General features: G+C 40.8%; 9 protein-coding genes. 6 read left to right on the plus strand and 3 right to left on the minus strand.

What is annotated here, in order from left to right; translation table 11 throughout:
* Positions 1-59 precede the first annotated feature (59 nt).
* From DPX34_RS04600 to DPX34_RS04625, 6 genes are all read left to right on the plus strand, one after another.
* Positions 60-1,910 (plus strand): DUF885 domain-containing protein, encoded by a 1,851-nt coding sequence (locus DPX34_RS04600; protein WP_111977233.1) that lies wholly within the window; start codon positions 60-62, stop codon positions 1,908-1,910.
* A 169-nt stretch (positions 1,911-2,079) separates the two neighbouring features.
* The gene (locus DPX34_RS04605) at positions 2,080-2,904 is read left to right on the plus strand and encodes a formyltransferase family protein (protein ID WP_111977234.1); all 825 of its coding nucleotides are present in this window, start codon (positions 2,080-2,082) and stop codon (positions 2,902-2,904) included.
* A 238-nt stretch (positions 2,905-3,142) separates the two neighbouring features.
* Positions 3,143-3,643: a hypothetical protein gene (locus tag DPX34_RS04610; RefSeq protein WP_111977235.1), complete on the plus strand. Its 501-nt coding sequence runs from the start codon at positions 3,143-3,145 to the stop codon at positions 3,641-3,643.
* Between the two features lie 124 nt (positions 3,644-3,767).
* Positions 3,768-5,183, plus strand: coding sequence for a TolC family protein (locus DPX34_RS04615; protein ID WP_111977236.1), 1,416 nt, complete (start codon positions 3,768-3,770; stop codon positions 5,181-5,183).
* Entirely contained in the window at positions 5,183-6,745 is a 1,563-nt protein-coding gene (locus DPX34_RS04620; protein WP_232824655.1) for an efflux RND transporter periplasmic adaptor subunit, read from the plus strand. The genes DPX34_RS04615 and DPX34_RS04620 overlap by 1 nt, the downstream gene beginning before the upstream one ends.
* 9 nt (positions 6,746-6,754) lie before the next feature.
* Complete coding sequence (locus DPX34_RS04625; RefSeq protein WP_111977237.1) at positions 6,755-9,904, plus strand: CusA/CzcA family heavy metal efflux RND transporter; 3,150 nt, start codon at positions 6,755-6,757, stop codon at positions 9,902-9,904.
* A 199-nt stretch (positions 9,905-10,103) separates the two neighbouring features.
* Here the strand turns inward: DPX34_RS04625 and DPX34_RS04630 are convergent, their stop codons facing one another.
* From DPX34_RS04630 to DPX34_RS04640, 3 genes are all read right to left on the minus strand, one after another.
* Positions 10,104-10,373 (minus strand): hypothetical protein, encoded by a 270-nt coding sequence (locus tag DPX34_RS04630; RefSeq protein ID WP_111977238.1) that lies wholly within the window; start codon positions 10,371-10,373, stop codon positions 10,104-10,106.
* A 311-nt stretch (positions 10,374-10,684) separates the two neighbouring features.
* Entirely contained in the window at positions 10,685-12,778 is a 2,094-nt protein-coding gene (locus DPX34_RS04635; RefSeq protein WP_111977239.1) for a TonB-dependent receptor plug domain-containing protein, read from the minus strand.
* 196 nt (positions 12,779-12,974) lie between these two features.
* A partial coding sequence (locus DPX34_RS04640) for a TonB-dependent receptor plug domain-containing protein (protein WP_157964617.1) occupies positions 12,975-13,883 on the minus strand: 909 nt, incomplete at its 5' end.

A 13,883-nucleotide genomic window follows, 5' to 3' on the forward strand; every position in this document is an offset into this window, starting at 1 on the left:
TATCAACAACTAAATCAGTCAAATAGCTACGATTTCAACTGTGAGTGTTAAGGAAAATAATGAAATATAAAATAGGCATAGTTGCCGCAGGTTTAAGCTTATTAACCGCATGTGACCAAGCCCCAAAAACCGCTACCGAACAAACAGCAGCCAAAGCACAGCTCACCTCACCACAGAATAAATTGGCTAATGAATCTGAAAAAGTAAAGCAGTTGTTTGAACAAATATTTGAAGAGCAAGTTGCCCGCAGCCCAATGAGCCAAGCGTATTTAGGCCGCAAAACCCAAAATGATAAATGGGATAATCTATCAGCTGACTATCAAGCGCAAACTCATGCTTTAATAAAACAGCAACTAATTAGACTCAATAACATAAACAAAACCAAACTCGACAAAGAAACATTAGTGAGTTATCACATGTTGCATCAGCAATTATCTAATGACATTGCAGACCACCAATGGCGTTTACATGATTACCCGGTTAATCAAATGTTTGGCGCGCATTCTGATATTCCGGCATTACTGATTAATCAACACCGCATTGATAGCCTAACCGATGCAGAAGCTTATATAGCGCGTTTAAATGCAGTTCCAGTTTATTTCAAACAGCTTATTGAGGGTTTAAAAGCGCGGGCAGAGGCAGGGATAATTCCACCTAAGTTTGTATTTGAACATGTTATTAGAACCAGCGAAAATATCATTAAAGGTAGCCCCATCACTACCGGTGAAGACAACCCTATTTATGCCGATTTCAAGCAAAAAATAGATAAATTATTGACCCACAAACAACATATTGAAAAGCAAACCCTACTCGCTAAAACTGAACTCGCCTTAACCGAATCGGTACAACCGGCTTATAAAACATTTATTAGCTACATTAAGCAATTAGAAAAACAAGCCAATAACCTTGATGGGGTTTGGAAACTGCCACGTGGCAACGATTTTTATAACGTTATGTTGCAACGCACCACAACCACAGATTTAACCGCACAAGAGATCCACAAAATAGGTTTAAGTGAAGTTACCCGTATTCATAATGAAATGAATGTTATTAAAGATAAAGTCGGTTTTAAAGGTGATTTAAACGCCTTTATGCAATTTATGCGCACCGACAAACAATTTTACTACCCCAATGATGAGGCCGGCAAAGCCCGTTATTTAGCCGAAGCAACCGATTTGATTGATACCATGAAAACCAAATTGGATGCCTTATTTATCACTAAACCCAAAGCTAAATTAACGGTAAAAGCGGTTGAACCTTTTCGTGAGCAAGCTGCCGGTAAAGCCTTTTATCAGCAACCCGCCGAAGATGGCAGTCGACCCGGAATTTACTACGCTAATTTATATGATATGAGTGCCATGCCAACCTACCAAATGGCCGCTCTTGCCTACCATGAAGGTTTACCGGGTCATCATATGCAGCTCGCACTTTCGCAAGAAATACAAGACATGCCTAAATTTAGACGTTATGCGATGTATACCGCGTATATCGAAGGCTGGGGTTTATATTCAGAATACATTCCAAAAGAAATTGGTTTTTATCAAGACCCCTACTCTGATTTTGGCCGCTTAGCGATGGAGCTTTGGCGTGCTTGTCGTTTAGTGGTTGATACCGGTATTCATGCGATGCAATGGACCCGAGCACAAGGTATTGAATATTATGAAAACAATACACCAAATGCTAAATCTGACGCGGTTAAAATGGTTGAGCGCCATATTGTGATGCCATCACAAGCGACTGCTTATAAAGTGGGTATGCTCGAAATCTTATCTTTACGCGAAAAAGCAAAAACAACGTTAGGCGCAAAATTTGATATACGCGAATTTCATGAAGTCGTGTTACAAAATGGTCCGGTACCGCTTAATATTTTAGGCGACAATATTGATGAATGGATACGATCTAAGTCGTAAACTGAATGGTGCCAACCCTATTTAAAATGACATTAAACGCCCCAAATAACACGACGTGACATAGTCAGGCATAACGTGTGTTAACGGGCATTAAATTGCATGAGACGTTTAATAAAGCAACAATACAAAAAGCGACAATACAAAAAGCGACAAAGGAAAAACACTAAGCATGAATGTTATTTATTTTGGCAATGATTTATTTAGCGGTTGCTTATCAGCGCTGATCCAAGCGGGTCATACTATCCAAAGAGTATACATTAACGAACCTGAAGATAACGCGCACAAAGTGATTAAAATATGCCAGCAACATAACATTGAATATAGCAGCGAAAAACCACCCGCCGCGATGTTAATTGAGTTAGCACAATCATCAACAGACATGTTTGTAATTGCCGAATACTTACATAAAATACCGCAAACATCGGTTAAATATGCTTTTAATATTCACCCGACCCTGCTGCCGTTAGGCCGCAGCATGACCCCATTAGCCTATTTGCTTACACATACCGATGCTGCCGGTGTAACCTTGCACAAAGTAACAGATGAATTTGATGCGGGCGATATTATAGTGCAAGCCCCTATAGCAATAACTCAAGATGATTCACTCAATAGTTTAACGTATAAAATACAAGCGTTAGCAACTCAGTTATGTCAGCAATTTTTAATAAAAATCGAAGATCTTTATAATCAAGCCCAACCGCAAAATGCCGCTTTAGCGACCGAGTGGCCAATTCCGACACAAGCAGAACGCACCTTAAATTTTCAATTTAAGGCCAAGCAATTAAAGCAATTACACCGCCAATATGGCCACTATGGTGTTTTTTTTATTCTGGGTGATCAGTGCTTTCATACCAGTCATATTGAATTTTTAGCCCAAACAAATACGTTGCAGCCCGGGGATGTTGTATACGAAGATGCCAGCTTATTAATGATGGCGTGTGCCGATGCATACTTGATATTTGAAAAAAAATATTTACAACGCATCACCGACTAAACTCATTGTTTTATTATAATAACAAAAACATTGAGCCTAGGTTTTAGCGGAGGGCTTTACAGACACAACGATTGGCGATACCATCTAAAGCTAAAGCGTTTTATAATTTTAAACTGTTTTATAATTTTAAATAACGGTCTATAAACCGCTGACGCCGCTTTAGTAAAAAATTAACGCTACGTTCGTGAAATAATTAGAGAAATAATTAAAGACATAAAAGGTAACGAACTTTCATACCATGAAACTGACATTTTTTAACACACTCATCGTGCTGACTATGCTAATTGCCTTTACTGGCCAATTGCTCGTGTCGGTTACCATGAAATGTGAAATGCCAGGTAACACTCATCGTATGATTGATCACGCTAATGCGCAGGCTAAGCTTAAAGTTAATGCCCCTGTATCAAGTCATTCTGTAATTGGTCATGCTGAAATGGATCATGCGGCAATGGGTCACTCTGTAATAGATCACGCAAGCATGGATCACAGCAAGATGCATGCGCCAGTCAATAACGATTCTACTGAACACACAAACCACACAAGCATGCAAAATAATGATGATTGCTGCGGTGAAGAATGCAAATGCCCTACGCATGCCTGCACTTCCGTTATTAACTTTATGGCCAACACAAACCTACATTATCCGCAGCCTTTATCAACCGCCAAAATAGTTTCAACTCAACTCAACATTCAACAATTAACCATAAGCTCGCTCTATCGCCCACCCATACTGGCTTAGCCCAGGATCAGTGCATCTAAATTTTAGCGCACCGTTCACTTTGTAAATTCAAATATATCATAGCTAAACCTTACACAGCACGGCTGTGTTATTGATCAATTTTCCAGACACGCTGGTGAAAAACATGTATTTATACACTTTAAAAAACGCATTATGGCGTTTATTTAACCACACGATTTTATTAAATGTGCAACGTATTATTTTGATATTTTTTTGCGGTTACCACACCGTATACGCAAGCCAAATTGAGCTTCAAGTTAACGGCATATCGTTAACCGAAGCAATAAAACAAGCGCAACAAAATGATGTTTGGTTACAAGGTAATCATTTGACCCAGCAAGCCATTCTCGCTAAAAGTATCAGTGAGCGTACATTAGCCGATCCAACCGTATCACTTGGTTTTTTAAATATACCAACCGATAACCTAGCCTTAAATCAAGATGGCATGAGCCAAATAAAACTCGGCATCAGCCAACAATTTCCACGCGGCGATGCGTTAGCCATAAAGCAACAAGCCTTAAAAATAGAAGCTTCACAATACCCTTTAATGCGAGCTGACCGCTTGGCTAAAATTGAAACACAGGTGACGCAGATTTGGCTCGACGCTTATTTAGCCCAGCAAACGCTCAGCTTAATTAAACAAGATAAAGCCTTGTTTGTGCAAATGGTTGATATTGCTAAAGCCACCTATGCGTCTACTGCCGGTAAAACCCGTCAACATGATGTTATTCGCGCCCAGCTCGAACTCATTCAATTAGACGACAGAATAACAATACAATCACAAAAACGAGCGACTGCACTCGCACAATTGCAAAAATGGTTGCCGACAACTCGATTAAACAGCATAAAAGCAGACATATCGTCCATCGGTAATGAACGCCCAAGGCTTGTGCTGACAGGGGCAAGATGGTTAAAAGGTTTTACTTATAAGCCGCACCTAATAGCCCAACAACTAAACAAGCATCCATTAATGAAAATAATAGATGCCAAACAAGATATAGCGCACCAAGCCACCGCATTAGCTAAAACGCAGTACCAACCGCAATGGGGGGTTAATGCCAGCTATGCCTATCGAGTTGATACTCAAAATTCACCGATGGGATCGCAAGACCGGCCCGATTTATTTTCAATTGGGATTTCATTTGATGTGCCACTGTTTACAAGTAATAAACAAGATAAAGCCGTTGAAGGCAGTATTTTACGTGCCGAAGCGGTTAGAACAGAAAAAGACTTACGCCTTAACGATATGATGAGCGAAATAGCGCAAGAGTTAGCGCAATTAAAACACCTATCTAAACGGCAAGCCTTATACAACCAGCAACTTTTAACACAAATGCATGAGCAAGCCGAAACATCACTCACCGCTTATACACACGACGATGGCCGTTTTTCAGATGTAGTGAGTGCCAGAATCGCAGAATTAAATGCGCAAATAGCCGCATTAAAAATAGACATCGATGCTTTAAAAACAATCGCGCGCCTTAACTATTTTTTTATCGCGCCTGGCAATGATGAAATGCATAAATTAGGAATTAACTAATGTCGAACCCAATTAAATATCAGCCCCGTACCGTTATAATGAGCCTTGCGATCGGTGTGCTTATTGGCTTTATCGGTTTTACCTTACTTAATAATCTAGCAACCGTTGACTCTACTGATGTGGCTGGCAATAAAAAATCAGCCGCTGAACCCTTATATTGGGTCGCACCAATGGACGATAATTACCGTCGAGATAAACCCGGTAAATCCCCCATGGGCATGGATCTTGTCCCCGTATATGCCAAAACAGATTCAAGTGATTTATCAAGCCCAGGCACAATACAAATATCACCTCATATCATCAACAATTTAGGTGTGCGTACCGCCGCCGTTGAATTCAAACCTTTGCAAAAGCCCATCTATACCCTTGGCACGATACAATACGATGAGAACAATGTAGTGCATATTCATCCAAGAGTAGAAGGCTGGATCAACACTTTATATGTAAAAGCAACGGGGGATCCGGTCACAAAAGGCCAAGCGCTTTATACTTTATATTCACCGCAATTAGTTAACGCGCAAGAAGAATATTTAATTGCCTTAAAACGCAATAACCAAGCGTTGGTAACCGCCGCAAAAGCCCGTTTGCAAGCACTGCAATTATCAAACAAATTTATACAAACACTCAGCCAAACCAAACAAGTAAAGCAGTCGATCACTTTTTATGCTCCGCAATCTGGGGTGGTTGATGGCTTAAAAATACGAGAAGGCTTTTACGTTAAACCGGGCACAACCATTATGAGCATTGGCCAACTTGACACGATCTGGGTTGAAATTGACATCGTTGAGCGTGATGCCGCCCGCATTAAAACGGGTCAAGCCGTATCCATAACACTTGATTATTTACCAACACGGCAATGGCAAGGCGTCATCAATTATATCTACCCCAGCTTAGACCCTAAAACACGCACACTGCGCGCCCGTATTGAACTCAACAATACCGACTTAACCTTAAAACCCAACATGTTTGCGCAAGTTGTTATTACAACACACGCTAAGCAACCGGCGATTCTTGTGCCTAAAAGTGCCGTAATACGCACTGGTAAACAAAACCGTGTTGTGCAAGCGCTGGGCGCTGGACACTTTAAATCGGTTGCCGTTAGCCTAGGCCAAACGAATAATGAGTTTATTGAGATCACCGCAGGCTTAGCTCAGTATGACAACATAGTCACCTCTGCCCACTTTTTAATTGATTCAGAATCAAGCAAAAATTCAGATTTTATTCGCATGTCAAATAAACCATCAGCCACCGCAATGATCAAGTCAACAAGCTCGAATGAATTAATGCCAGAAGCCAACCAAACTCGACCCAGTGCCACCGTTAACGGGGTTATTAATCAAATTAACATTTCCAGTCGTACCCTTAACATTAGCCGTGACGCCATCAAAAAATGGGGACGAGAAGCCACCACAATGGATTTCAAACTGGCAGAAACCCTTGATATCAGCCAACTGCAAGCAGCCATGAACGTTACCTTCACTTTTGAAGTCGCAGATGATTTTATCATCACCGCCATTAAGCCTGTTCATGTCATGTCTGCTGACATGCACACGAACCATTAGGAGGCAAACATGATAGCTACTATCATTAATTGGTCAGTGCATAATCGCTTTTTTGTTGTGATATTAACGCTAATGCTCACGTTTGGTGGATTATTTGCTTTAAAACACACACCGATTGATGCTTTGCCTGATTTATCAGATGTTCAAGTCATCATCAAAACCAGCTACCCCGGTCAATCACCGCAAGTGGTACAAGATCAAGTGACCTTCCCGCTCACCAGTGCCATGTTATCGGTACCGGGGGCGCAAACGGTAAGAGGTTATTCTTTTTTTGGCGACTCTTACATTTACATTATTTTTGATGATGACACCGACTTATATTGGGCTCGCAGCCGGGTGCTTGAATATTTAAGCCAAGTAACGCCTACGTTACCCGATAATGCCAAACCACAGTTAGGCCCAGATGCCACCGGCGTTGGCTGGGTTTACCTTTATGCGTTGCAAGATAAAACAGGACAACACGATTTAAGCCAACTGCGCAGTATTCAAGATTGGTTTTTAAAATTTGAATTACAAGCCGTTTCAGGGGTAGCAGAAGTCGCAGCCATTGGCGGTATGGTTAAGCAATACCAAGTACAAGTTGATCCCAATAAATTACGCGCTTATGGCTTGTCACTGGCACAAGTGCAACTGGCTATTCAGCGAGGTAATCAAGAAACAGGCGCTTCGGTTATCGAGCTAGCCGAAGCTGAATACATGGTCACCGCAACCGGCTATATAAAATCGATTACGGATATTGAGCAAATACCGCTCGGTTTAAATAATCAAGGCACAACATTAACCATTAGCGACATTGCTAGCGTTAATTTAGGTCCACAAATGCGCCGCGGGATCGCAGAGTTAAATGGTGATGGCGAAGTAGTGGGAGGCGTTGTGGTGATGCGTTTTGGCGAAAATGCGCAAAAAACGATCACCGCAGTGAAAGATAAAATCGAATCGTTAAAAAAATCATTACCGGCCGGCGTAGAAATAATTCCGGTTTACGATCGGTCCGACCTAATCAACAGCGCAGTCAAAAATCTTTGGCAAAAATTACTTGAAGAGCTCGCGGTGGTTGCCCTCGTTTGCGCTGTCTTCTTATTCCATATTCGCTCATCTATCGTCGCGGTTATCACGCTGCCTTTAGGTATTTTAGCCTCGTTTATTATTATGTATTTTCAAGGTATCAATGCCAATATCATGTCACTCGGCGGTATTGCGATCGCGATTGGCGCAATGACAGATGGGGCCATCGTCATGATAGATAATATGCATAAACACCTAGAAATGCAGCCCAAAGATAAGCCTCTATCTAATGAAAAACGATGGCAAATAGTGATTAAAGCGGCCAGCGAAGTTGGCCCCGCTCTCTTTTTTAGTTTGATGATCATCACAGTCAGTTTTTTACCGGTGTTTATACTCGAAGCGCAAGAAGGTCGTATGTTTTCACCTTTAGCCTATACAAAAACCTATGCGATGGCGGCTTCAGCCGTTCTGGCGATCACATTAGTCCCGGTGCTAATGGGGTATTTCATTCGAGGTAAAATTATGCCTGAAAAGAAAAATCCGCTTAATCGCTTATTGATAAAACTTTATCTGCCCGTTTTAAAACGCGTATTGATGTTTCCCAAAATAAGTATTTTCGTGGCCGTTATGATCACGATTTTGGGCTTTTATCCCGCCAGTAAAATGGGTAGCGAATTTATTCCACCGTTGGATGAAGGCGATTTAATGTATATGCCAACAACATACCCTGGGCTTTCTATTGGTAAAGCACGTGAATTATTACAACAAACCGATAAATTGATCCGAACCGTGCCGGAAGTCAAAAATGTTTTAGGCAAAATTGGCCGAGCTGAAACCGCCACCGATCCCGCACCACTCACCATGATCGAAACATTTATTCAACTTAAACCAAAATCAGAGTGGCGAGCCGGTTTAACAACACAAGCCTTAACAGCAGAGCTCGATAGCTTATTAAAAATACCCGGTGTCACCAATGCTTGGGTAATGCCCATTAAAACCCGAATTGACATGTTAGCTACCGGCATAAAAACCCCTGTTGGGATCAAAGTGGCAGGCCCAAATCTTGATAAAATTCAAGCGATAGGTCAACAAATCGAAGACATTCTAAATCAATTGACGGGCACGGCATCAGTCTATTCTGAAAGAGTGGCCGGCGGACGTTATATTAAAATAGACATTAAACGCCAACAGGCAAGTCGTTACGGTTTAAACATAGCCGATGTGCAACAAGTGATCGCCACCGCCATTGGCGGTATAAATTTAACGCAAACCATTGAAGGGCAAGAACGTTACCCTGTCAATATGCGCTATCCACAAGATTATCGAGATTCGCCCGAGCAACTTGCACAACTGCCGATGGTCACCCCACAGGGCCAACATATTGTGTTGGGCGATGTCACCGAGATTTATATTGAAAACGGCCCACCCGCGATCAAAAGTGAGAATGCGCGCATTAATGGCTGGACCTATATCGATATCGACAACATTGATATAGGTACTTATGTCGACAACGCTAAAACTATATTAAACGATCAACTCGTTTTACCGCCGGGTTACGCCCTCACCTGGGCTGGTCAATTTGAATACCTAGAACGAGCCAAAACCAAATTAGCTTATGTACTACCACTCACGTTAGGTATTATCATTATTTTGTTGTATTTAAATTTTAGGCGGATAAGTGAAGTTGCCATGATAGTCGGCACACTGCCGATGGCATTAATTGGCGGTTTATGGCTTATGTATTTTGAAGGTTTTAATTTTTCAGTCGCAGTCGGCGTTGGGTTTATTGCCTTAGCGGGCGTCGCAGTAGAAATAGGCGTGATCATGTTAGTCTACTTAAACCAAGCAATAGCCGAGCTTAAAACACAAACTAAGCACAATATTATTAGCCAGCAGGCTTATCAACAAGCTATTTTAACTGGCGCGGGTTCACGTATACGCCCCGTGATTATGACAGTAGCCACTATCATTATCGGCTTATTACCCATACTGTATGGCACTGGCACCGGCTCGGAAGTAATGAGTCGCATCGCAGCACCACTGATTGGCGGCATGACGAGCGCAATCATACTCAGCTTACTGATATTACCGGCTCTATATTACTTAGTTAAGCAATCTGAAATTAACCAATTTAATAAAACAAGACAGCGTTAATGTTATTAATAAGGTTATTAACAATGTAAAACACTAAAAAGCGGCTATGCATGATTTAACGACAACGACATAGCCGCTTATGCTTAAATTTATTTCAATCGTGTTATACCAATTCATATTAATAAGTGGACTCTTATTATTACGGATTGGTATTAACCTTAATCAAGCTAACGCGAATGCAGCGTGATTAAACAAAAAATCAATCTCTTCTTTTAGGTTTTGGATTATTCGGAACCGCCACCAATAATTGTTCCTCTTCAATATATTGGCAAGTCGCTTCGATTTCATGCCCTCGGCGAGTCACAAAATATACCGCTTCGCCCGCATTTAAACCTGCACACGCCTCAATCGCTTCTGGTGGTGGCGGATGACCTTCACGTGAATGAGACGGACGTTCTGGCTCGGCAAAAGCCATATTAAATGAAGCGGCTAACGCAAACGTTAAACCCGTTTTATATAATAATTTCATTTTGTTGAGTCCTCTTAACACTTTGCATAGGGGGGATCAAAATTCTTGAGTCTAAATTTACCTGCTAAAAGTGCAGCAATTGTGCAAAGTCACTATATTTACACGTTATATTCCGTATAAATATAGCGATGAAATACCTATACTAAAGTGACTAGAAGATTTTCCAGTGAATTGGGTATATACAAAAATAACACTCAAATTATGCCTCACCCTACTTCATACAGTTTATGGTGTGGGTTATAAAATTGAGTAAAGTATCCAACCTTAAAAACTTAATTTAATTGAGTTTGGATAACGTTATAGTGTGTTAATTAGAATTGATATCTTAATTCACCATAGATAGAGCGAAGCGGCAACGGTAAATCATTAGGTAAATGCAAAGCCGAACCTCTAGCGTCTTTGTTGAAAATATTTTTACCTAATAGAGAAAGCTCTACTGGTAAATTTTTAGGTTGCCACCTCACAGACAAGTCAGAAATAGCATAGTCTTTAAGTGCATTGCGTGAGTCAGTTTCATCTCTTAAGCGCTCGCCAATTAAATGAGTTTTAAAATTCACATTAATTTCATCTGCAAACAGCCAATCAAGCTGAACATAAAATTGCTTAGCCGCAACAAAAGGAACATCATTTTTTGTTTTGCTATTTTCAGCTTGAGTAAAAGCAGCATTAGCGCGTAACACTAATGTTGGTAACAACTTCCAATTAATTTCAAATTCGGTTCCGTAAGCGGTTTGAACACCATTATTGGCATACAAAAAATAGCTTTCGTCTTGCACCGGGACTAATTGAATAATGTCATCCCACGTGTATTTATAGATATTCCAAACTAGACCAAAATCTTGCGCCGGATGGTAATCAAACACGATCTCCAGACTTTCCATCTCTTCGGGTTGAATGTTAGGGTTACCTATATTAACAGGATTGTTTATAGCACTCGTATCGACAAATGAAGGCGCTCTAAAAGCTTGGCCGTATAATAATTTAGTCGACAAATTCAAGGACGTAGACCAAACAAGTGCCACTCTTGGATTGGTAGTGCTGCCAAAATCGGAATAGTTGTCGTGGCGTAAACCGGCTGTTAGTTGCCAATCGTTAGCAATATTCCAAATATCTTGTAAAAACACATAATGATTTTGACGCGATTGCTCAGGTATAAACACATAGGGCGTATCCGTTACATCAACCAAAGGGCTACCAGGCGCAATAGGTAAACCCGTGCTGGGGTCGATACCAAAGTTTTTAGTTTCTTCAATTCGATACATATCAGCATTGTGGTAACCGAAACCGCCGCGTATGGAGTGATCTTTAATAGCGGTATACTGCGCATTTATATTTAGTCGAGTATGTTTTTCCCACACTTGCGGGTTACCAATTAATCCTTCGGTAAAAACCCCCGCATAACCGGCTGGAAAAATCGTGTATTGATTTTTCACTTCCTGGCTTGTATTAAAATAAGTAGCCTGCGTGGTGATTTTAAAGTTGGGGGTTAATTGCGCATTATAATTTAAATCGATGTTCCAACGTTTGCTCGCTTGTCTAATATCGGGGTCAAGAGCAGATACAAGCCCAGCTCCTCCTCCCTGGTTATTTCTGTCTTGTAAACCGGCTCTGAATGTAAAATCAAAATAATTTATCTCGGTGCGTATATCCAAGGATTCATGTCTTTTAGACACATTACCAGGGGCGCGTGAAGCATTAGTGCCGTGAACTATATCATTGGCTGTTTGCCGATCAATTTCTACGTGCTCATTTGAACCACTTGATTTACTGTATTCAATAACGGTCGAATATTTTAGTTCTTCAGAGCTTCCCCCAAAGGTTAACCACATATTTTGAGTATTAAAGCTACCTGCACGTACAGCAACTTCATTTTGTAAAATATCGTCCGCATTTTTAGTAATGATATTAATAACACCAGCAAACGCATCGGCGCCAAATACAGCAGAGCCAGGCCCCCGCATTATTTCAATACGAGAAATAGCTTCAACCGGCATTCGTCCCCAAACTTGGCCTCTGTTACCTCTAAAGCTATTTGTGATGGGTACACCATTAATCAACATTAAGGCTTGAGAATTGACACTTGAATAAATGCCTCTAAAAGTATAAAGAGGCAAATAGCCGTTAGGATCACGATGTATATGTAATCCAGGCACGGTTTCGAGCACATCGTCGATATCCGTCGCGCCCATATTTTTTATTTTCTCAGCGGTAAACACATTAGTCACCGCAGGGGCTTTGTAAATTTGTGTTTTAACGCCTGTCGCGATTTCAACCATTTCTTCACTGCCATAAAAGCTATCAAGCAAGTCATCATCATACTCTGTGTAGTCGGCTGCATTAGCGGAAGAAATAATTAAAGGTAAAGCTGAAGATAAAACAGCATAGAAATAACAAGACAATTTCATACAATTTAACCCGGTCAGGTGAACTAGTAGTTGAGAAATTTTAGTTTTAAATGCTTCAATATAGCGTTTATATTTAGCTTAATCCAGACTGAATATTTAGCCATAAATAATTAATACTCGTGTTTTAGTTTATTCAAAGCTCAGGTAAATTAATATTACTTTTACTATTGCCTTAATATTATTTGATTATGACGACTTAAAACTGATAACGCAGTTCGCCATATAATGCACGACGCGCTAAAGGTAAATCATTGGGTAAATGAACCGCAGGTTCTCGCGCATCTTTATCAAATATATTTTTACCTAATAAAGAGAGCTCTATCGGTAGTGCTTTTGGTTGCCAGCGGACCGTTAAATCCGATATTGCATAATCTTTGATTGGCTGCCGACTGTCGCTCAGTTCACGGGCGCGATCGGTAATAAAATGCGTTTTAAAATTAACGCTAACCGCATCCATGGGTTGCCAATCAAGTTGCACAAAGTATTGCTTTGCTGCAATTAATGGCACGTCGTCTTTCGTTTTACTATTTTCAGCTTGTGTAAAAGCAGCATTGGCCCGTAAGGCCAAAGCCGGTGTTATTTGCCAATTTAGCTCAAACTCCGTACCGTAGGCGGTTTGAATGCCATTATTGGAGGCTAAAGAAAAGCTTTCACCCGCTTGTGGAACTAATTGTATTATATCGTCCCATGTGTATTTATAAATATTCCAAACCAGACCAAAGTCTTGCGCTGGATGATAATCAAAAACTAGCTCGAGGTTTTCTAATTCTTCAGGTTGAATGTTAGGGTTGCCAATATTAGCTGGATTATTGATTGCACTCATATCAACAAACGAAGGCGCTCTAAAGGCCTGCCCATATAATAATTTTGTCGATAAATTTAAAGATGTCGACCAGACTAACGCCAGCCTTGGGTTGGTTGTGCTGCCAAAATCTGAATAGTTGTCGTGGCGTAAACCGGCGGTTAATTGCCAATCGTTAGCGATATTCCAAATATCTTGTAAAAACACATAATGATTTTGACGCGACTGCTCAGGAATAAACACATAGGGCGTATCCGTTACATCAACTATCGGGCTACCGGGTGCAATTGGCTGGTCGGTTGC

Origin of the sequence: Algibacillus agarilyticus (assembly GCF_003286125.1) — a bacterium.
Taxonomy (GTDB): Bacteria; Pseudomonadota; Gammaproteobacteria; order Enterobacterales; family Alteromonadaceae; genus Algibacillus; species Algibacillus agarilyticus.

What these genes read in the sequence shown, in the direction of transcription:
- DPX34_RS04600 (WP_111977233.1), top strand. Translation starts at nt 60, where the DNA reads ATGAAATATAAAATAGGCATAGTTGCCGCAGGTTTAAGCTTATTAACC.
- DPX34_RS04605 (WP_111977234.1), top strand. Translation starts at nt 2,080, where the DNA reads ATGAATGTTATTTATTTTGGCAATGATTTATTTAGCGGTTGCTTATCA.
- DPX34_RS04610 (WP_111977235.1), top strand. Translation starts at nt 3,143, where the DNA reads ATGAAACTGACATTTTTTAACACACTCATCGTGCTGACTATGCTAATT.
- DPX34_RS04615 (WP_111977236.1), top strand. Translation starts at nt 3,768, where the DNA reads ATGTATTTATACACTTTAAAAAACGCATTATGGCGTTTATTTAACCAC.
- DPX34_RS04620 (WP_232824655.1), top strand. Translation starts at nt 5,183, where the DNA reads ATGTCGAACCCAATTAAATATCAGCCCCGTACCGTTATAATGAGCCTT.
- DPX34_RS04625 (WP_111977237.1), top strand. Translation starts at nt 6,755, where the DNA reads ATGATAGCTACTATCATTAATTGGTCAGTGCATAATCGCTTTTTTGTT.
- DPX34_RS04630 (WP_111977238.1), bottom strand. Translation starts at nt 10,373, where the DNA reads ATGAAATTATTATATAAAACGGGTTTAACGTTTGCGTTAGCCGCTTCA.
- DPX34_RS04635 (WP_111977239.1), bottom strand. Translation starts at nt 12,778, where the DNA reads ATGAAATTGTCTTGTTATTTCTATGCTGTTTTATCTTCAGCTTTACCT.